At 58.9% G+C, this 20,219-nt stretch carries 20 protein-coding genes and 1 riboswitch; of the genes, 8 read left to right on the forward strand and 12 right to left on the reverse strand.

Annotation, left to right across the window (positions count from 1 at the left end):
- Positions 1–10: 10 nt before the first annotated feature.
- From ACR0D9_RS08210 to dnaK, 8 genes are all read right to left on the reverse strand, one after another.
- The gene (locus tag ACR0D9_RS08210; RefSeq protein WP_480538352.1) at positions 11–976 is read right to left on the reverse strand and encodes a HesA/MoeB/ThiF family protein; all 966 of its coding nucleotides are present in this window, start codon (positions 974–976) and stop codon (positions 11–13) included.
- The gene (locus ACR0D9_RS08215; protein WP_480486970.1) at positions 973–1,569 is read right to left on the reverse strand and encodes a thiamine phosphate synthase; all 597 of its coding nucleotides are present in this window, start codon (positions 1,567–1,569) and stop codon (positions 973–975) included. The genes ACR0D9_RS08210 and ACR0D9_RS08215 overlap by 4 nt, the downstream gene beginning before the upstream one ends.
- Positions 1,566–2,330 (reverse strand): thiazole synthase, encoded by a 765-nt coding sequence (locus ACR0D9_RS08220; RefSeq protein WP_480486968.1) that lies wholly within the window; start codon positions 2,328–2,330, stop codon positions 1,566–1,568. Before ACR0D9_RS08220 ends, ACR0D9_RS08215 begins: the two co-directional genes overlap by 4 nt.
- 2 nt (positions 2,331–2,332) lie before the next feature.
- Positions 2,333–2,527: a sulfur carrier protein ThiS gene (gene thiS, locus ACR0D9_RS08225; RefSeq protein ID WP_209506920.1), complete on the reverse strand. Its 195-nt coding sequence runs from the start codon at positions 2,525–2,527 to the stop codon at positions 2,333–2,335.
- Entirely contained in the window at positions 2,511–3,488 is a 978-nt protein-coding gene (gene thiO, locus ACR0D9_RS08230; RefSeq protein WP_480486967.1) for a glycine oxidase ThiO, read from the reverse strand. The genes thiS and thiO overlap by 17 nt, the downstream gene beginning before the upstream one ends.
- Entirely contained in the window at positions 3,485–4,288 is an 804-nt protein-coding gene (gene thiD / locus ACR0D9_RS08235; protein WP_480486965.1) for a bifunctional hydroxymethylpyrimidine kinase/phosphomethylpyrimidine kinase, read from the reverse strand. The genes thiO and thiD overlap by 4 nt, the downstream gene beginning before the upstream one ends.
- Positions 4,289–4,332: 44 nt before the next feature.
- Positions 4,333–4,437, reverse strand: a riboswitch (TPP riboswitch).
- A 239-nt stretch (positions 4,438–4,676) separates the two neighbouring features.
- The gene (gene dnaJ / locus ACR0D9_RS08240) at positions 4,677–5,822 is read right to left on the reverse strand and encodes a molecular chaperone DnaJ (protein ID WP_480538354.1); all 1,146 of its coding nucleotides are present in this window, start codon (positions 5,820–5,822) and stop codon (positions 4,677–4,679) included.
- Between the two features lie 74 nt (positions 5,823–5,896).
- Entirely contained in the window at positions 5,897–7,804 is a 1,908-nt protein-coding gene (dnaK, locus tag ACR0D9_RS08245; RefSeq protein WP_480482473.1) for a molecular chaperone DnaK, read from the reverse strand.
- Between the two features lie 212 nt (positions 7,805–8,016).
- Here dnaK and ACR0D9_RS08250 point away from each other — a divergent pair, with 212 nt between their 5' ends.
- Positions 8,017–8,619: an alpha-ketoglutarate-dependent dioxygenase AlkB family protein gene (locus ACR0D9_RS08250; protein ID WP_480486961.1), complete on the forward strand. Its 603-nt coding sequence runs from the start codon at positions 8,017–8,019 to the stop codon at positions 8,617–8,619.
- Here ACR0D9_RS08250 and ACR0D9_RS08255 read toward each other — a convergent pair.
- The gene (locus ACR0D9_RS08255; protein WP_267364436.1) at positions 8,616–9,440 is read right to left on the reverse strand and encodes an ABC transporter permease; all 825 of its coding nucleotides are present in this window, start codon (positions 9,438–9,440) and stop codon (positions 8,616–8,618) included. The two genes, ACR0D9_RS08250 and ACR0D9_RS08255, sit on opposite strands and share 4 nt — an antisense overlap.
- 122 nt (positions 9,441–9,562) lie before the next feature.
- Between ACR0D9_RS08255 and cysQ the strand changes: the two genes are divergently transcribed.
- The 7 genes from cysQ to ACR0D9_RS08290 all read left to right on the forward strand — a co-directional run bounded on the left by cysQ (position 9,563) and on the right by ACR0D9_RS08290 (position 17,594).
- Positions 9,563–10,360 carry a 3'(2'),5'-bisphosphate nucleotidase CysQ gene (cysQ, locus tag ACR0D9_RS08260; protein ID WP_480538356.1) on the forward strand — a complete coding sequence of 266 codons (798 nt, stop codon included), beginning with the start codon at positions 9,563–9,565 and terminating at the stop codon, positions 10,358–10,360.
- Positions 10,360–11,160 (forward strand): 3-deoxy-manno-octulosonate cytidylyltransferase family protein, encoded by an 801-nt coding sequence (locus ACR0D9_RS08265; protein WP_480538358.1) that lies wholly within the window; start codon positions 10,360–10,362, stop codon positions 11,158–11,160. The genes cysQ and ACR0D9_RS08265 overlap by 1 nt, the downstream gene beginning before the upstream one ends.
- A 72-nt stretch (positions 11,161–11,232) precedes the next feature.
- On the forward strand, positions 11,233–12,216 hold the full coding sequence (galE, locus tag ACR0D9_RS08270; protein ID WP_480486955.1) for a UDP-glucose 4-epimerase GalE: 984 nt from the start codon (positions 11,233–11,235) through the stop codon (positions 12,214–12,216).
- Positions 12,217–12,226: 10 nt separating this feature from the next.
- Positions 12,227–13,267 (forward strand): glycosyltransferase family 2 protein, encoded by a 1,041-nt coding sequence (locus tag ACR0D9_RS08275; RefSeq protein WP_480538360.1) that lies wholly within the window; start codon positions 12,227–12,229, stop codon positions 13,265–13,267.
- A gap of 185 nt (positions 13,268–13,452) precedes the next feature.
- Entirely contained in the window at positions 13,453–14,439 is a 987-nt protein-coding gene (locus tag ACR0D9_RS08280; protein WP_480538563.1) for a glycosyltransferase family 2 protein, read from the forward strand.
- Positions 14,436–16,136 carry a DUF5927 domain-containing protein gene (locus tag ACR0D9_RS08285; RefSeq protein WP_480538362.1) on the forward strand — a complete coding sequence of 567 codons (1,701 nt, stop codon included), beginning with the start codon at positions 14,436–14,438 and terminating at the stop codon, positions 16,134–16,136. The genes ACR0D9_RS08280 and ACR0D9_RS08285 overlap by 4 nt, the downstream gene beginning before the upstream one ends.
- A gap of 6 nt (positions 16,137–16,142) precedes the next feature.
- Entirely contained in the window at positions 16,143–17,594 is a 1,452-nt protein-coding gene (locus ACR0D9_RS08290; protein ID WP_480538363.1) for a nodulation protein NodH, read from the forward strand.
- Here ACR0D9_RS08290 and ACR0D9_RS08295 read toward each other — a convergent pair.
- From ACR0D9_RS08295 to ACR0D9_RS08305, 3 genes are read right to left on the reverse strand one after another with little or no spacing between them, the layout of a single operon-like run.
- The gene (locus ACR0D9_RS08295; RefSeq protein WP_480486947.1) at positions 17,578–18,096 is read right to left on the reverse strand and encodes a L,D-transpeptidase family protein; all 519 of its coding nucleotides are present in this window, start codon (positions 18,094–18,096) and stop codon (positions 17,578–17,580) included. The genes ACR0D9_RS08290 and ACR0D9_RS08295 overlap by 17 nt on opposite strands.
- A 60-nt stretch (positions 18,097–18,156) precedes the next feature.
- Positions 18,157–18,942 (reverse strand): ion transporter, encoded by a 786-nt coding sequence (locus ACR0D9_RS08300; protein ID WP_480486945.1) that lies wholly within the window; start codon positions 18,940–18,942, stop codon positions 18,157–18,159.
- Between the two features lie 21 nt (positions 18,943–18,963).
- Positions 18,964–20,193 (reverse strand): class I SAM-dependent RNA methyltransferase, encoded by a 1,230-nt coding sequence (locus ACR0D9_RS08305; protein WP_480538365.1) that lies wholly within the window; start codon positions 20,191–20,193, stop codon positions 18,964–18,966.
- Positions 20,194–20,219: the final 26 nt, after the last annotated feature.

Genomic DNA, 20,219 nt, shown 5'->3' on the forward strand with positions numbered 1-20,219 from the left:
TTTCCTTTTCTCAGGAGGCTGAGGCCGCGACGAGGACAATCTCGCCCGGCCAAATCGGTTGAATTTTCTCGGCAGCGCGCCATGCGCGCAGCCCGGTGGCACAGCAAAGGGCAAGGCGTTGCCCTTTTTTAGAATCTATTATTTGAATTTCTTCGGGTGAAATGCGCGTCGCATTCGGGTGAGCTGGAACCGGCGCTTCGTCCGGGTCACGCAGTTCGACAATCTGGTCTGTCTCCTTCAACTGACTGGCAGAGAGAAAGCGGAAACAGCTGTTCGGTTCCGGCGCGTCATCAAAACGAAACCCGGTGCAGCGCAGGGTTCGCGCATCATATTGCACCATCTGCCCAAGCGGGGACGGGTCAAGCCGCAAGATCAGGTTCAGCGCCATCTGCGCCTGCATGGACCCGATCACACCGACAACGGGGCCTAGAACACCCGCCGTGGCGCAGCTTGCGCCGCTATCCGGCGCATCGGGGAAAACGGCTCGCAGAGAAGGCGCGCTGCCGCAGAAGCCGCCCACATAACCCGAAAGCCCCAGTACCGAGGCGCTGATCAGTGGCTTGCCTTGTGCCAGACAGGTATCCGACAGCAAATAACTGACCGCATAGCTGTCGGCACAATCCAGAATGATATCTGCCTGCGACACCAGATCGGGCGCATTTTCCCCAGTTAGAGCCTGTTTCCTGGAAATCACATCGATTTCGGCATTCAACGCACGGCATCGGTCAGCGGCGCGTTCAGCCTTTGACTGCCCGCAATCTTCTTCTGAAAACAACGTTTGGCGATGCAGATTCGACAGATCAATGATATCACCATCTACAATCGTGATATGCCCCACTCCGGCTCCGGCCAATAGCGGCAGAAGCGGCGCGGCCAGACCACCTGCGCCGACCACCAGAACACGGGCCGCAGTCAGGCGGGCCTGTCCTTCGGCCCCAACCTCGGGCAGCAGCGTTTGGCGGACATAGCGGCTCATCTCGTGACCTCTATCCAAGCACGCACCCGCGCTTCGGGGTCGGTGTTCAGCGTGATGTCCGTGACGGCCGAGACAATGTCGGCCCCCGCTGCCAGCACCCCTGCTGCGCGCTCGACGCTCATGCCGCCAATACCGACCAGAGGAATGTCGCCAACCCGCGCCTTCCATTCGGTCACGCGGGGCAGGCCCTGCTGATGCCATTTCATCTTTTTCAGGATGGTCGGATAGATGGGACCCAGCGCCACGTAATCAGTATCCATGGCCAGAACCCGCTCAAGCTCATCATCGTCATGAGTGGAAACACCCAGCTTTAGACCCGCTTTTCTGATGGCTTTCAGGTCAGCATCATCCAGATCCTCTTGCCCCAGATGAACCCAGTCACAACCCAGATCGATGGCCTGCTGCCAGTAATCGTTGATCACCAGAACCGCCCCGTAGTCGCGGCACAGATCGCGCGAGGCGGCAATCTGATCGCGCACCACCTCATCCGGCTGATCCTTGATACGTAGCTGCACCAGCTTGACACCCAGGGGCAGCATCCGCCGCAACCAGTCCGCGTGATCGAAGATCGGATAGAAACGGTCCAGCGTCATGACAGGAATGCCTTTCCAACAACAGGGGTCGAAGGTTCGGCCATATCACGCGCCTCGATCGGGTCTGCCTGATGGGCGAGTTGTCCGGCATGGATTGCCTGCGCCATCGCCTTGGCCATCAAAACGGGATCACCGGCACGGGCCACAGCGGTGTTCAGCAGAACGGCGTCATAGCCCAGTTCCATCGCATGGGCCGCGTGGCTGGGCAGGCCGATCCCGGCATCCACCACCAGCGGCGTGTCAGGAAACTCGGCCCGCATTGACCGCAGGGCGTATTCGTTGTTCAGCCCTCGCCCGGACCCGATAGGCGCGCCCCACGGCATCAGCACTTCGCACCCCGCTTCCAGCAGGCGTTCGCCCACGATCAGATCATCGGTGGTGTAGGGAAACACCTCAAACCCGTCTTCGGTCAGGATGCGCGCGGCCTCGACCAGCTGGAACACATCCGGCTGCAAACTGTCGGTGTGGCCGATCAGTTCCAGCTTGATCCATTTGGTATCAAACACTTCGCGCGCCATATGGGCTGTTGTCACCGCCTCTTTCACCGTATGACAGCCAGCCGTATTTGGCAGGATCAGAACACCCAGCTCGCGGATCATCTGCCAGAATGTCTGACCCGCGCCGGATTCCCGCCGCAGCGATACCGTGGCAACCGCCGCACCGCTTTCGCGAAAGGCCTGTTCCAGAATGGCAGGGCTGGGATATTGGGCGGTGCCCAGCATCAAGGGGTTCGGCAGTTCGATGCCGTAGAACATTCGCATCCTCAGCCCCCCTGCATTGGTGCGACCACTTCGACCCGGTCGCCGTCGGTCAGTTTGTGCGCAATACGCAGGCTTGACGGCACGAAATCTTCGTTCACGGCGGTGGCCACACGGCCCGAGAAGCCGCATTCCAGCAACAGATCCGACAGGGTTTCGGCACGCACGTCCCGTGTCTCGCCGTTAAGCACGATCTTCATCAACCATCTCCGAATGTGTGTTGTCCAATGCCAGATCAGCGACACCCCGCGCCAATGCAGGGGCCAGCAGATAACCGTGGCGATACAGCCCATTGGCATAGATTGTCCGGCCCAAGCGCCGGATACGCGGCAGGTTGTCCGGGAATGCAGGGCGCAGGTCGACGCCGATCTCCAGCACCTCGGCCTCGCCAAAGGCCGGGTTCACGGCATAGGCCGCGCTGAGCAGTTCCAGCATCGAACGCGCGGTGATGCGGCTGCTGTCCTCGGACTCGATCATGGTTGCGCCCAGCATGTAGACGCCATCCCCGCGCGGTACGATGTAAAGCGGCATCCGCGGGTGCAACAACCGCACCGGACGCGAAAGGGTCACATCGGGGCAACGAAGAACCAGCATCTCACCTTTCACGCCGCGCAGGTCGTGCAGATATTCGCGCGCGTGCAAGCCCCGGCAGTCTATGGCGTTGTCCAGTTGCACCGGCGCCAGCTTTCGGTGGAATTCAACGCCTGCGCCTTGCAGGTGGCGATGCAGATCGCGCAACGCCTGACGAGGATCAAGGTGAGCTTCGTTTTCAAAATACAGAGCTTTACCGAACTTGCTTAGATCAGGCTCTAATTCGCATATTTTCGCCCGATCAACCTCGCTGTACCCTTCGGTTCGGCGCGCAAACCGGCGCAGGTCAGGCAGGTCACGCGCGTTGGCAACAACAAGGGTTCCACGTCTGTTTACCTGCGTTCGCTGCGTCCACCATTCGATTGCTTCCTGCCCCAGCCGCAGCACCGGTTCTTCCGCGTTTTCAAATTCACACCAGGGGGCCAGCATCCCACCGGCCCACCAGGAACACCCATGCGGGCCGGACGGGCCGCCCGGATCGAAAACCTGCACCTTTGCGCCGCGTGACATAAGCTCGCTGGCCACGGCCAGACCCGCAACGCCCGCACCTATAACCGACCAAAGTGTCATGCGGGCCAGATCCGGTGGAAGTGGTGCACTGGACCGTGCCCGGCACCAATCTTCAGCTCATCCGCCCGCGCAATGGCCCCTTGCAGATAATTATGCGCCTGCGCGATCGCATCCCTCAGCGGCAGGCCCCTGGCCAAACCGGCGGCGATCGAAGACGACAGGGTGCATCCGGTTCCGTGGGTGTTTCTCGTGTTCTGACGCGGGGCCTGAAATGCGGCCACGACGCCTGAGGGGTCGACCAACAGATCGTGGCAGACATCGCCCGACCCATGCCCGCCCTTCATCAAAACCGCACCTGCGCCCAGAGCGCACAGGGCCTTGCCTTGTGCGGCCATCTCGTCCGGTGATTGCGCCGGTTTCGCATCCAGCAAACATGCCGCTTCGGGCAGATTGGGTGTCAGCACAGTCGCTGCTGGCACCATCACTTCGCGCAGAGTCCGGACCGCTTCCTGCGCCAACAACGCATCCCCGGATTTTGCGATCATGACGGGATCAAGAACAACGGGCCCTTTGAACGTTTCCAGGCCTCGGGCCACTGTGTGAATGATCTCTGGCGTCGCAAGCATACCGATCTTAATGGCCTTCACGTCCAGATCGCTCAGCACCGCGTCGATTTGAGCGGCAATGACATCCAGCGGAACCCCATGCACCGCAGTGACGGCTTGCGTGTTCTGCGCCGTAATGGCGGTAATGACGCTTGCGCCGAATACACCCAACGCCGACATCGCTTTCAGATCGGCCTGAATCCCGGCGCCTCCGCCGCTGTCAGACCCTGCGATGGTCAGGGCAATTGCCGCCATGTCGTTGCTCCATCTTCTTTGGGCAACGAGGTAGGGAAAACGTCTGTGTTCATAAGACCGTTCCCTACGCCGGAATTGCCCGGATCAGGTTCGATGGGTTAACGCGGTCGCGCCTCTCAGCCCTGATACGGGCACCCCAACGGTTGTCGCGGACAATTTCAGGGTCAGCGGTTGGAATCAAGACCCAATTTGGCAAATGCATTGCCACTTTTGGTCATCTGATAAGGCCAATTGAATGTCTTTAGGGAGTATTTTGCGAGGCTCTGCCTCGCGCTCCGGGATATTTAGAGCCAGATGAATAAAGGATCCCTGCTTCATCTGGCCGGAAATATCCCGGGGGAGGCGCCCGGAACGGGCGGCGGGGGCAGAGCCCCCGTAACTCTGTTTGTCAGCTTTTCATACCGTCCCAGAAGGATTTGACGGATGAGAAGAAGCTTTTTGATTCCGGGTGGTTATCTTCGCCCAGGTCATCAAACTCGCGCAGCAGTTCTTTTTGGCGGCTGGTCAGGTTGACCGGGGTTTCGACGGCCAGTTCGATGAACATGTCGCCAACACCGCCGCCGCGCAGCGCGGGCATACCTTTGCCGCGCAGGCGCATTTGCCGGCCCGACTGGCTGCCTGCCGGGATCTGCACCCGCCCACGGCCGCCATCGATTGTCGGAACCTCGATCGATCCGCCCAGCGCGGCCTTGGCCATGCTGACCGGTACACGGCAATAGAGGTTCACGCTGTCGCGTTCGAACAGTTTGTGATCAGACACTTCCACAAAGATGTAGAGGTCGCCCGGAGGGCCACCGCGCATTCCGGCCTCGCCTTCACCTGCCAGACGAATACGGGTACCGGTTTCGACACCAGCGGGGATGTTGACCGACAAGGCGCGATCTTTTTCGACGCGGCCTGCACCTTTACAGGATTTGCAGGGGTTCTTGATGATCTGACCCAGACCCGAGCAGGTGGGGCAGGTTCGTTCGACCGTAAAGAAACCCTGTTGCGCCCGTACCTTGCCCATGCCGGAACAGGTGGGGCAGGTTGTCGGCTCGACCCCGCCTTCTGCACCGGTTCCTTCGCAGGAGGAACAGGCCACGGCTGTCGGTACATTGATGGTTTTCTGCTGACCCGAATACGCCTCTTCCAGCGATACGCGCAGGTTATAGCGCAGGTCCGAGCCGCGCGCGGCGCGTCGACCGCCACCGCCACGTTGCCCACCCATGAAATCGCCGAACAGGTCGTCGAACACATCCGAGAACGCGCTGGAGAAATCGCCCTGCCCAAAGCCGCCGCCAGGTCGGCCACCACCGCCCATGCCGTTTTCGAACGCCGCATGGCCAAAGCGGTCATAGGCCGCCTTTTTGTCGGCATCGCGCAGCACGTCATAAGCCTCGTTGGCTTCCTTGAACTGCGCCTCGGCATCCGGGTTGTCCTTGTTGCGGTCCGGATGCAGCTCTTTGGCTTTCGTGCGAAAGCCTTTCTTGATCTCATCCGCCGAAGCGCCCTTGGACACGCCGAGCACTTCGTAATAGTCGCGTTTTGACATCAGTATTTCCTTCTGCCTCAACGTAAATAGGCCGGCCCGGCATCCGGACCGGCCTACATTGGCCCGGTTACCCGTTAGTTACGCTTGTCGTCGTCCAGATCTTCGAACTCGGCATCGACGATATCGTCATCACCATGTGCGGCATCTGCCGCGGCAGGCTCGTCCTCGGCCTCTTCGGACTGCGCCTTGTAGATGGCCTCACCCAGCTTCATCGCTGCTTCGGTGACGTTCTGGATGCCAGACTTGATCTTGTCGGCATTGTCGGTTTCCAGCTCGTCCTTGAGTGCGGCGATCGCCAGTTCGATAGCTTCGATCGTGGTCGGGTCGACCTTGTCGGCATGCTCTTCCATCGACTTTTCGGTCGAGTGGATGAGGCTTTCCGCCTGGTTCTTGGCGTCGACCAGCTCGCGGCGTTCCTTGTCGGCTTCCGCGTTCTCTTCGGCGTCCTTGACCATCTTTTCGATGTCTTCGTCGGACAGACCGCCCGATGCCTGGATAGTGATCTTCTGTTCCTTGCCGGTGCCTTTGTCTTTGGCCGAAACCGAGACAATGCCGTTGGCGTCGATGTCGAAGGTCACCTCGATCTGGGGCATGCCACGCGGTGCGGGCGGGATGTCTTCGAGGTTGAACTGACCGAGGATTTTGTTGTCCGCAGCCATTTCACGCTCGCCCTGGAACACGCGGATGGTCACGGCGTTCTGGTTGTCCTCGGCGGTCGAGAAGACCTGAGACTTTTTCGTCGGGATCGTGGTGTTGCGGTCGATCAGGCGGGTGAACACGCCACCCAGCGTCTCGATGCCCAGCGACAGCGGGGTTACGTCCAGCAGAACCACGTCCTTGACGTCGCCCTGAAGAACACCGGCCTGAATGGCGGCACCCATGGCAACCACTTCGTCCGGGTTCACGCCTTTGTGCGGCTCTTTGCCGAAGAACTTCGTGACCTCTTCGATCACTTTCGGCATCCGGGTCATACCACCGACCAGAACAACTTCGTCCACGTCAGCGGCCGACAGACCGGCATCTTTCAGAGCAGCCTGGCACGGCTTCATCGACTTCTTGATCAGGTCACCGACCAGGGATTCCAGCTTGGCACGGGTCAGTTTCATGACCATGTGCAGCGGCTGACCGTTCGAACCCATCGAGATGAACGGCTGGTTGATCTCGGTCTGCGAGGTCGAGCTGAGTTCGATCTTGGCTTTTTCCGCGGCTTCTTTCAGACGCTGCAGGGCCATCTTGTCAGCAGACAGATCGACACCGTGTTCCTTTTTGAACTCATCCGCCAGGTAGTTGACGATGCGCATGTCAAAGTCTTCACCACCCAGGAAGGTGTCGCCGTTGGTCGATTTGACCTCGAACAGGCCGTCGTCAATTTCCAGAATGGTCACGTCGAAGGTACCGCCACCAAGGTCATAGACTGCGATGGTTTGGGTTTCCTGCTTGTCCAGACCATAGGCCAGAGCGGCAGCTGTCGGTTCGTTGATGATCCGCAGCACTTCCAGACCGGCGATTTTACCGGCGTCTTTGGTGGCCTGACGCTGTGCGTCGTTGAAGTATGCCGGAACGGTGATGACCGCCTGCGTGACTTCCTCACCCAGATAGCTTTCCGCGGTTTCCTTCATCTTACCCAGAGTGAAGGCCGAGATCTGGCTTGGGGAGTATTTTTCACCGCGGGCCTGAACCCATGCGTCGCCATTGCCACCATCAACGATGGTATAAGGCACCATTTTCTTGTCTTTTTCGACTTCGGCATCATCCACACGACGGCCGATCAGGCGCTTGACGCCAAAGATCGTGTTGTCGGGGTTGGTGACCGCCTGACGCTTTGCAGGCTGACCGACCAGTCGCTCATCTTCAGTGAAGGCGACGATCGAGGGCGTGGTCCGCGCCCCTTCGGCGTTTTCGATAACCTTCGGCTGCGAACCGTCCATGATGGCCACGCACGAGTTTGTGGTCCCGAGGTCAATCCCGATTACTTTTCCCATTTTTGCAATCCCTTTCTCTTCAAGGCGATGTCTCGACGACAGGACCCGTTACGGCATCCCGCCCCCGATCTGATGTGCGCGACAGCACTACCATCGCGCGTCCCGGCGTATATAAGGGCGAGACCTGAGGCCTGCAAGCACCGTAGAACGCAGGTTTTAGGGATTCTGATGCCTTTTTTGGCAAGGAATTGGAAAGGATTGGGGTTTCCGGAATGGCGCGATTGGTTTTGCGGGGGTTCGATATCAGGAAAGGTTATCTTGATCCTGCGGCCCAGTCGCGGGTGATCGCGGATTTGCGCCCGATTCTGAAAGCCGCGCCCCTGTTCCGGCCTGTTACCACCTCGGGCAAGGAGATGTCGGTTCGGATGACCTCGGCAGGCGATCTGGGTTGGGTGACCGACAAGGCGGGGTACCGTTATCAGGATCAGCACCCCAAAGGTAGTGACTGGCCGGAAATCCCCGCCGCCATTCTGGATATCTGGCGCGATCTGGTCAGCACCGAGCGAGCGCCCGATTGCTGTTTGATCAACTACTACGGGGAAGGCGCAAAAATGGGCCTGCACCAGGACAAGGACGAGGCAGATTTTTCATGGCCCGTCCTGTCGGTTTCGCTGGGCGACGATGCCTTGTTTCGGATTGGCAGCACGACGCGCGGCGGCAAGACCGAGTCGATCTGGCTGAGCTCGGGGGATGTGGTTGTCATGGGTGGTCCGGCGCGGCTTGCCTATCACGGTGTGGATCGGATCAGGTTCGGATCCTCGCGCCTGTTGCCCAAAGGCGGGCGCATAAACCTTACGCTGCGGGTCGCGCGCTAGCGGCGCGCATTCCAGCTTTTCGAGACGTGCTGACGGGTAAAGAATTCACCCATAAGACCGATCATCAACAGGGCGATTCCAACCCAGGCCGCGTATTCCCAGCTGGTGTTTCTTGGATAATAGTTGCGGAACACGAACCCGCGGGTCTGGTCGATGATGTGAAACAGCGGGTTCCAGGCAAACATCATCAACAGCCCGCCACCCAATGCGTTCGCAATGAACATCTTGCCGGAAAACACCATGTTCAGACGGCGATATATATTGGTTAGCATCGAAACGGTCGTCGGGGCCCACGGTTTCAAAGCCATGAACACAAGCCCCACCGCGCAGCCGGTAAACCAGGCCAGCACCAGCATTGCGAAGGCGCCGCCGGGGTTCTGCACCTCAAGCGGAGCAACCGCGACACTGTAGACGAACAGGATGATGAACATGGCCAACAGGAACTTATAGAAAGTGCTGAAGGCCGCCGCGAGAATCGTGACCATCACGTTCATCGGCGAATGCAGCATCATTGGGTTATTGGAGGATCCAACCCCGGAAATCGCGCCAATCGATTGTATGTGCAACATGAACGGGAACACACCCGACAGGACATACAGCAGAAATTCGCCCCTGATCCTGGCGACCCCGCCCCGGCCCATCAGCGACATGAGCAGATAGAAGGTGACCATCATCACCAGCAATTGCACAACGTTAAGCAGGATCGCGATCACCGCATTCGGATGCTGCGCGCGCACGTTCCGCACCACCGCGTGGAACACCAGTTCCGCAGTCGTCAGTGCACCGCCCAGCAGCGTTTGATTGCGCTTGTAATAGAACACTTAAAGGGTCTTTCCTGCCTCGTCGTCCCTAACCTGGCATGAATATCTTGCCGTTCGGTAACCGTCGCATCATAAGTCGGTCACGAGTTTGGATCAACAAACCACAGGAACGGAGCATTTTTGTGACCTACGACGCGCTTATTCCCGTCATCCGGCGTCTGGCCCTTGAGGCAGGCGACAGGATCATGGAAATCTATGAGGCAGACGATTTCGACGTCAAAGTCAAATCAGACTCCAGCCCTGTGACCGAAGCGGATGAGGCAGCCGATGCGCTGATTTCAGCCGGGTTGCGTCAGGCCTTCCCCGACATCCTGCTGATCACCGAAGAACAGGCCGCCTCGCATTCCGAAAAGGGGGACACCTTTTTGATTGTCGATCCGCTGGATGGCACCAAGGAATTCATCAACCGCCGTGGCGATTTCACCGTCAACATCGCACTTGTCGAGAACGGAACGCCGACACGGGGCGTGGTCTATGCCCCGGCGCGGGGTCGCATGTTCTATACGCAGCCCGATGGTCAGGCGGTCGAGGAAACGGGCGCGTTTGACAAGGATGCACCCGGCACCCTGACCCCAATATCAGTCTCTAACCCAGACAATTCCGCGCTTTTGGTCGTGGCGTCAAAGTCGCACCGGGATCAGGCCACCGAGGATTACATCAACAAGTATCAGGTCAGGGACAGCAAAAGCGCGGGATCGTCTCTCAAGTTCTGTCTGGTTGCGACGGGCGAGGCGGATCTTTATCCGCGGGTCGGGCGCACGATGGAGTGGGACACGGCGGCAGGGCACGCGGTAGTGGCCGGGGCCGGAGGCCGGGTTGTGCGGTTTGACGATCACGCGCCGCTTCTCTATGGCAAAGAGGGCTATGCGAACCCGTTTTTTATCGCGTACGCTCCGGGTGTTAAGCTGAAGGAGGCCTGATGTCAGTTCTGATCGCCATCCCCGCCCGCTATGCCTCGACCCGGTATCCGGGCAAGCCTTTGGTGCCGCTGACCGGCGCGACCGGCGTTTCGATGACACTGATCGAACGGTCCTGGCGGGCGGCCACTTCTGTTGCGGGCGTGGACCGGGTTGTGGTCGCAACCGATGACGACCGCATCCGCGAACTGTCCGAAGGCTTTGGCGCCGAGGTGGTGATGACCTCGGAAAACTGCCAGAACGGCACCGAACGCTGCGCCGAGGCGCACAAGGTTCTGGGCAGCGGATATGACATCGTGGTCAACCTTCAGGGCGATGCACCCCTGACACCGCATTGGTTTGTCGAAGACCTGATCACAGGGCTGCGCGCGGCACCCGATGCTGGCGTGGCCACACCGGTCCTGCGTTGCGACGGGGATGCTTTGAACAGCCTGCTGAACGACCGCAAACATGGCCGCGTTGGCGGCACAACCGCCGTATTCGCGCGCGACAACAGCGCGATGTATTTCTCGAAAGAGGTTGTGCCCTTCACCTCAGAAACCTATGGCGGGGATGAACCCACGCCGGTGTTTCACCACGTCGGCGTCTATGCCTATCGGCCTGATGCGTTGGCGGCCTATCCGGGCTGGCCAACGGGCCCTCTGGAAAAACTGGAGGGTCTTGAACAGCTCAGGTTCATGGAAAATGGCCGCAAGGTTCTGTGCGTCGAGGTTGACGCCAAGGGCCGTCAATTCTGGGAGCTGAACAACCCGCAGGACGTGCCCAAGATCGAAGAGATGATGGCCGCGATGGGGCTGGAATAGCCGGTTTTTGCCCATGACGCCCCGCGGTTCCCATATCTCGATGACAGGCAATCTGGTTCCAAAGGACGTTTCATGAAACCAATCCTCGTGACCGGTGGTGCCGGATATATCGGGTCGCATGCCTGCAAGGCGCTTGCGCAGGCGGGTTATGTTCCCGTGACCTACGACAATCTGGTCACCGGCTGGCAGGATGCGGTGAAATACGGGCCGTTTGAACAGGGCGACCTGTTGGACCGGGCACGCCTGGACGAGGTATTTGCCAAACACAAGCCGGTTGCGGTGATGCATTTTGCGGCCCTCAGTCAGGTGGGCGACGCGATGCGGCAACCCGGGCTGTACTGGTCGAACAATGTCACCGGATCGCTGACGCTGATCGAGGCTGCGGTTGCGGCGGGCTGTCTGGATTTCGTGTTCTCGTCCACATGCGCCACCTATGGCGAGCATGACAATGTGGTGCTGGACGAGGCCACCGCCCAACACCCGCTGAATGCCTATGGTGCATCAAAGCGCGCGATCGAGGACATCCTGAGGGATTTCGAAGCGGCCCATGGGCTGCGCCATGTCATTTTCCGGTATTTCAACGTTGCTGGTGCCGATCCCGAAGGCGAAGTGGGCGAGTTTCACCGGCCTGAAACCCATCTGATCCCCCTGATGCTGGACGCGATTGATGGCAAGCGCGAGGGTTTGACCGTTTTTGGCACCGATTACGATACGCCGGACGGCACATGTATTCGCGATTATGTCCATGTCTGTGATCTGGTCGACGCACATGTTCTGGGGCTGGGCTGGTTGGAACAGGGTAAAGAAAGCCGTGTTTTCAATCTGGGCACCGGCTCGGGGTTTTCCGTGCTTGAAGTGATCGAGCATTCCAAATCCGTCACCAACCGCCCTGTGCCATATTCGGTCGGCGCCCGACGGGCGGGCGATTGCACCAAGCTGGTGTCCGGTTCCGTCCGCGCCCAAACCGAACTGGGATGGAAGCCGAAAAGGTCAACGTTAGAGACGATGATTGCGGATGCCTGGCGCTGGCATCAGAACGGCCACTACGAGAAATGAGGCCCCTGTGATGTCCAATACGGTTCAGACACTTCCTGATATCGGTTGGCGACAGGAATACCGGTTGCGCTGGAAACGGCGACGCCTTCTTTGGCGCTCGATGCGCAGCCGCCATCAACTGACCTGCCTGAAAGATCAGACAAGCAGGATACGGGGCGGCGACGTGCTGGCCTTTACCACCTTGCGCAATGAGATTACCCGCCTGCCCTGGTTCTTCCGTCACTACCGCCAGCTGGGCGTGAACCATTTTCTGATCGTCGACAACGGCAGCGATGACGGCTCGGCTGACTACCTGCAAGGGCAACCGGATGTGTCCCTTTGGCAGACCCGGTCCAGCTATCGCGGATCACGCTTTGGGCTGGACTGGCTCAGCTGGCTACAGATGCGTTACGGCCATGGCCACTGGTGCCTGATGGTCGATGCGGATGAGTTGCTGGTTTATGCCCGGCACGACCGCCATTCCCTGCATGAGCTCACAGAATGGCTGGACCGGCAGGGGCGGGTCGGGTTTGGCGCTTTGATGCTGGATCTGTATCCAAAAGGGCCGTTGGGCGGCCAAACCTATGACCCGGACACGGCCCCGATCGAGGTGCTGAACTGGTTTGACGCAGGCCCGTATCGCGCGCAGCGGCAAAGCCCGATGGGAAACCTTTGGGTTCAGGGCGGCGCACGCGAGCGGGTGTTTTTTACCCAAACGCAGCAGCGATCCCCCACACTGAACAAGATCCCGCTCATGCGGTGGTCGCGGCGCTATACCTATGTAAACTCGTGCCATTCCGCCCTACCCCGTCGTCTGAACGCAGTGTATGACGGGCCAAGCGGCGACACCCCGTCCGGCGTGCTGCTGCACACGAAATTTCTGCCGGACATTATTGAAAAATCCAAAACTGAAAAGCTGCGCCGCCAGCATTTTCATGACCCGAACCAGTTCGGCACGTATTACGATCAGATACTCAGTCAACCAGACATGTGGACCCCGCACTCGGTGCGCTATACCGGCTGGTCGCAGTTGCTGGAGATGGGGCTGATGCGTGACGGCGGCTGGTCTTGAAAACAAATCGGGGGGATCAACGGCACCTTTACCATTTCCGGGGTTTAAAAAAGTTGCCTCAGAAGAGGTAGAAGTGGCATAAACCGACAATGCCCTGTCGCAACCAACGGTCGCGGCGGGTTCGGGGAAAGCTCGCGTTATAATAAAGGTTGGGCAGTCGCGTGAGCCTGTTTGATTCATACAAGATGAGATTGCGGCGCAAGCGCCGTATTCTGCGCTGCCTCAGACGTCGGCGCGAACTTAAGCCCGCCAGCAACAACACGTCTGCCATCCGCCGCGACGATATCCTGTTGATGAGCGTTGTGCGAAACGAGAAAATTCGCCTGCCCTATTTTCTGGAATATTACCGCAAACTGGGTATCGACCATTTTCTGTTCATCGATAATGACAGCGATGACGGCAGTTTTGAATTCCTGAAACAGCAGTCCGATGTATCGGTCTGGCGGACGACTACCAGCTACAAACGTGCAAGCTATGGTCTGGACTGGTCGAATTACATTCTGCGCAAATACGCGCATGGACATTGGGTTCTGAGCGTCGACCCGGATGAGTTTTTCATCTACCCCTTCTGCGACACCCGCCCGATCCGCGCCCTGACAGACTGGCTGGACGGAAGTGCCGTGCGCAGCTTTGGCACCATGCTGATCGACATGTACCCCGAAGGGTCTGTGGATGCCGAAACCTATCGCGAGGGGCAGGATCCTTTTGAAATCGCACGGTGGTTCGATCCGGGAAATTACACGATCACCAAGAACCCCGATTACAAGAACCTGTGGATTCAAGGGGGCGCCCGGGCGCGTGTGTTCTTTCGCGACAAGCCATCCAAAGCCCCGGCACTGAACAAGATCCCGCTGGTCAAATGGGATCGACGCTATGTCTATGTCAGCTCGACCCACTCGCTTTTGCCGCGCGGGCTGAATCAGGTGTACGACGAATGGGGTGGGGAAAAGGCCAGCGGCTCGTTGCTTCATGCCAAGCTGATTGACACCCTTGGCGACAAGGCGCGTGAAGAATTGCAACGCCGCCAGCATTATAGCGGTTCGGGCGAATACAAGGCCTATGCCGCACAGCTTGAAGACAAGCCCGTATTCTGGTGCGAGTGGTCCGAGGCCTATATCAACTGGCGGCAGCTTGAGATTCTGGGCCTGATGTCAAAGGGAAACTGGGCATGAGCGGTCTGGGCGTCGTCATGCTGGTTCATACCTCGCTGGACCGGGCCGAACAGGTCGCGCGCCATTGGACCGCTGCGGGATGCCCTGTTGTGATCCATGTGGATCGCAAAGTACCGGGTGAAGAATATGCGCGATGTGTTGCGTCCTGTTCGGACAATCCCCGGATCGCATTTTCCAACCGGCATCAATGCGACTGGGGCGGGTGGGGAATCGTTGCCGCCTCACAAAGCGCGTCCGAACTGATGCTGGAGCGATTTCCCGAAACGCGCCACGTCTTCCTGTCGTCGGGGGCCTGCCTGCCGCTGCGCCCGGTTCAGGAGCTGATCGATTACCTGGCCGACCGGCCTCGTGTCGATTTCATCGAAAGCGCGACAACGTCTGATGTCAGCTGGACAATCGGCGGGTTGGATCATGAACGGTTTACGCTGCGGTTCCCGTTTTCCTGGCGAAAACAGCGCGGATTGTTCGACGCATATGTAAAGCTTCAGCGCGCGGTCGGGTTTCGCCGGAAAATCCCCGACGGTTTGGTCCCGCATATGGGCAGCCAGTGGTGGTGCCTGACCCGTCAAACACTGTCTGCCATTTTGCAGGACCCCAAGCGCAAACAATATGACAGCTACTTCCGCCATGTTTGGATTCCGGATGAAAGCTATTTCCAGACATTGGCGCGGCTGTATTCTACACATATCGAGAGCCGATCCCTGACCCTGTCCAAGTTCGACTATCAGGGCCGCCCGCACATCTTCTACGACGACCATCTGCAATTGCTGCGGCGGTCAGACTGTTTTGTTGCCCGCAAGATCTGGCCCCGTGCGGAACGGCTGTATCAGGCGTTTCTGACCGATCAAGCAAGTGCGATGAAACCGGCCGAACCCAATCCCGGCAAGATTGACCGGGTGTTTTCCAAGGCGGTCGAGCGGCGGACGCGGGGGCGTGACGGGCTGTACATGCAAAGCCGGTTTCCCCGGCACGGCAGTGAAAACGGCCTTACCTCGTCACCCTATTCCGTATTTCAGGGCTTTTCCGAACTGTTTGAAGACTTCGAAGATTGGCTGGCCGCGGCCACTGGCACACGCGTGCACGGGCACCTGTTCGGACCCGAGCGTGCGGAATTTGCAAAGGGTGAAACCATCACAAACGGTGCGCTCAGCGATTGTGCTTTGCTGCGGGACTACAATCCAACGGCCTTTCTGTCGAACCTGATCTGGAACACACGGGGCGAACGCCAGTGTTTCCAGTTCAGCCCCCGCGACACGCAGGACATCAACTGGTTTCTGGCGCGGGACAAGAATGCGCAAATCTCGGTCATCACAGGGGCCTGGGCAATTCCGCTGTTCCGGTCAAACCTGAACTTCTCGGACATCCGGAGCGAGGCCGCGCGTCTGCAACAGATCGAAACCAAACAGCTTGAGGTTTTGACCTCGGTCTGGACCAAGGCGCGGATGCGCAGCTGGTCTCTGGCCGATTTCATTGAAGCGCCGATGGAGCCCTTGCAGACAATCCTGGACGAGATTGGCGCGCATCAAGCCAGTCACCTGACAGAAGCGCCCACAATGGTCGATCTGTCCGGCTTCGGGAAGTTCCTGCAAAACCTCAAGAATCAGGGTATGCACCCTTACCTGATGGGCGATTTCCCTTCGGACGATGTGTTCGGCCATCAGACGAAACCCTATCGCAAACCCTATCTGGTGCAGTAATTACCCATGCCAGCCAATTTTGATTACTTCGTTGTTCTGGCTGCCATGCGCACAGGGTCGAACCTTCTTGAGGCCAATCTGAACGCGCTGGACGGGGTTTCCTGTCATGGCGAAGCCTTTAACCCGCATTTTGCCGGCAACCTGAAGTCCGATACCCTTCTGGGTCTGTCGCTGGAAGACCGCGATGCAGATCCGATGCGACTGTTGAAGGCAATCCGGTCGGCACCGGGTGGCTTGAACGGTTTTCGGTATTTCCAGGACCACGATCCGCGCATTCTGAAGCCTGTGCTGAATGATCCGCGCTGCGCCAAGATCATTCTAACACGCAATCCGCTGGACAGTTTTCTGTCCCTGAAAATCGCGCGCACCACGCAGCAATGGCTGCTGAAGAACGTGAAGCGCCGCGTCGATGCCCAGGTTGCGTTCGACGGGGTTGAGTTTTCTGAGTATCTCGATCAGGTCCACGGCCACCAACACATGTTGCAGCGGCATTTACAGAAAACCGGTCAGACTGCCTTTTTCATCACCTATGACGACCTGGCCGAGTTGGACGTTCTGAACGGTCTGGCCGCATGGCTGGGGGTTGAGGCGCGGCTGAGCAAGCTGGACGACACTCTGAAACCGCAAAACCCGGCACCTGCCGTATCGAAGGTCACCAACCCCGATGAGATGCAAGACGCCCTGTCCAGGTTGGACAGGTTCGGATTGCACCAGCCCACCCGTTTCGAGCCAAACCGAGGGGCGGCGGTACCGCAATATATCGCCGCAGCCAGATCAAATTTGATGTATTTGCCCATTCGCGGCGGAATAGAGCCTGTTATCGCGCAATGGATGGCCGAGCTGGATGGCTGTTCTGCGGACGATCTGGTCACAAACCGGAACCGCAAGGAAATCCGCGCCTGGATGCAAGACCACCCCGGACACCGGAAGTTCACCGTGTTGCGCCACCCGCTGGCACGGGCGCATTCGGCGTTTTGCCAGTACATTCTGGATACCGGGCCGGGCAGTTACAAGATGGTTCGCAATTACCTGCGCAACCGCCTTGACCTGCCGATCCCCGGGCAGGTGCGCGACACCAATTACTCGGTCGAACAGCATCGGGATGCGTTTCTGGCGTTCCTCGGGTTCCTGCGCATGAACCTCAACGGTCAGACGCCGATCCGCGTTGACGGGACGTGGTGCAGCCAGTCCCGCACGCTGGATGGTATTGCCAGCTTTTTGATGCCGGACCTGATTCTGCGGGAAGAAGAGCTGACCACGGCTCTGCCGGATCTGGCCCGCTCAACAGGCCACCCCAATCCGCCGGTTCCCGGCCCGTGCGCGCAAGATGTTCCGTTTACGCTGGATCAGATCTATGACGAACAGCTTGAAGCGCTGGCATCCGAGGTCTACCAGCACGACTATGAAACATTCGGGATTGCAGCGTGGGCGCCTGTGCCCCCTAAGGGCGCAGGGTGATCAGCGTCCCTCGGTTGACCATCGCATAGATTTCTTCGATCTCGTCATTCTTGACCGCGATGCATCCCGCGGTCCAATCCGGAGTTTTCTTGGCGCGTTTGAACTCGGATCGTAGATTTGGCTGCCCGTGAATGAAGATGTCCCCACCGGGATCAACTCCCGCAGCCTTAGCCTTGGCGATGTCCTGAGAGTTGGGATACGATATCCCGATAGACAGGTGATACCGGCTGTTGGGGTTGTGCCGATCGATCAGGTAACTTCCTTCGGGCGTGCGGCCGTCTCCGCGTTTGGTTTTTGTGCCCTGCGGCGCAAATCCCAGATCCACATCATATTCCTTGAGGACTTTTTCGTGGTGCAACAAATAAAGTTTGCGCGCGCCCTTGTTGACCACCAGCGAGGTGACCTCGGGCCCATCATAAGTCAGAAAATTTGGTCGGGCTGATGCACAAGCCGATAGGCCCAGCGTTGCTACCGCCCCCAATCCGAATGCTCGACGATCCATGTTTCACTGCCTGCTTTGTTTTTTTGGGACTTATTATGCCAAAAAACGCGAAAACTGAAATCACTTTTTGATGTTCAAGTTTTCGGTCAGATGCCGCTCGATGCTCTCCAAGCGTTCCAGAACCTCATCACGATACGCATCAGTTTTGACCTCATCCTCTGCATGGTGCGCGTCCTGCATGGAATTTACGATCAGACCCACCAATAGGTTCACCACCGCAAAGGTTGTGACCATAATGAAGGGGACGAAGAACAGCCAGGCATAGGGATAAACCTCCATCACCGGGCGGACGATCCCCATCGACCAGCTTTCAAGCGTCATGATCTGAAACAGTGTATAGGCCGACAGGCCAAGATCGCCGAACCAATCCGGGAAGGTTGCCGAGAACAGCTTGGTCGAGATCACGGCACCGATATAGAACAGAATTGCCATCAGCAGGAAAACACTGGCCATTCCCGGTAGGGCCGAGATGAACCCTTCAACCACCCGGCGCAGTCTTGGCGCAACGGAAATCACGCGCAATACCCGCAGGATTCGCAGGGCTCGCAGAACGGAAAGACCTCCGGCGCTGGGAACAAGCGCAATGCCGACGATCAGGAAATCGAAATTGTTCCAGCCGTTTGTGAAAAACCTGCGTCCGGTCGCGGTCAGCTTCATGGCGATTTCCGCCACAAAGATCGCAAGGCACAGCTTGTCCAGCATCACGATCAGCGGCCCGGCGGCTTCCATCAGGGTCGGCGACGTCTCCATCCCCAAAAGCACTGCGTTAAAGATGATGACAGCCGTTATGAATTGCCCGAATGCAGGCGCTTCGATGATGTTCAGCAGACGCTGTCTGAAACCCATGGGTCGCTTTCTCCTGTCTGATCAAGATGCGGCGTTCAGGGTAAACCGCGCAGCAAGTTCCGTATGTGACGACCATCGAAACTGGTCAACGACCTGCACCCATTCAAGGGTATAGCCAGCGTTAACCAATATTTTTGCATCGCGCGCGAAGGTGACGGGGTTGCACGAGACATAGGCAATCACCGGGCGTCTGGCCTGTACCAGCTCGGCCACCTGTGCCTCGGCACCAGCGCGGGGCGGGTCCAGAACGACTGCGTCAAACGATTTCAGTTCATCCGGCATCAATGGACGACGGAACAGGTCGCGGGCCTCGGTCGTCACGCGTTTCAGACCTTGCGCCCTGCGCCAGCCCTGATCCAGCGCCTGCACCATGTCCGTGGCACCTTCGACCGCGTGAACCTCGGCTTTTTCTGCCAGAGGCAATGAGAATGTGCCGCTGCCCGCAAACAGGTCAACAATTCGTTTCGCACCCCGTGTTGCCTCGGAAACGGCCTGTAATAGAGCCTGTTCTCCGTCCTTGGTCGCCTGAAGGAAGGCACCGGGTGGTGGCGTGACGGCGGCGGCCCCAAAGCGCTGAACCGGAGCGTGGCGCATGGCGATCACTTCACCATCCCAGCTGAGCCGCGCCAGACCATGTTTTTCGGTTTCCTGCGCGAGTGCCAGTTCCAGCGGCCCATCCAGGGGCTTGCCGCCCTTGACGGCCACATCCAGCCCGCCTTCGGACAGGGTGAGCGTGACGGCCAAGACGCCCTTGCGGCTGCCGCCCAGAACCGCCAGCGCCTCGGCCACGGGAATTGCGGCGATCAGGGCCGGGTCAAGCAATAGGCAATCCGGGATTTCGGTGATCGTATCCGATGCACGTCCATGGAACCCGGCCAATGTGCCTTTCTTGGTCCGCCTGACGGCAATCGTGGCGCGTCGGCGAGAGTGTTCGGGAGATGTGTGTATCGGACGCATCAGCGCCTCAACCCCCTGCGCGGACAGGGCGTTGCGGACAATGCTCAGCTTCCAGTCGGCGACAAACACGTCGGAGGCGTGTTGCAGCTGACAGCCACCGCAGGCTTTGTAATGGCGGCACGGGGCTTTCACCCGGACATCAGACGGTACTTCGACGCGGATATCGGTCAGCACCTGATCAACAAGGGTGCCGCTGACAACCTCACCCGGAAGGGTGCGTGGAGCGTAAACGGGCCCATCAGCGATGCCGTCGCCCTGATGGCCGAGCCGGGTGATTGTGTATTTCTGCGTCATGAGGGGCCTGATAGCCGGGCTTTGGG

The sequence above is a fragment of the Ruegeria sp. AK11 genome (assembly GCF_056541095.1).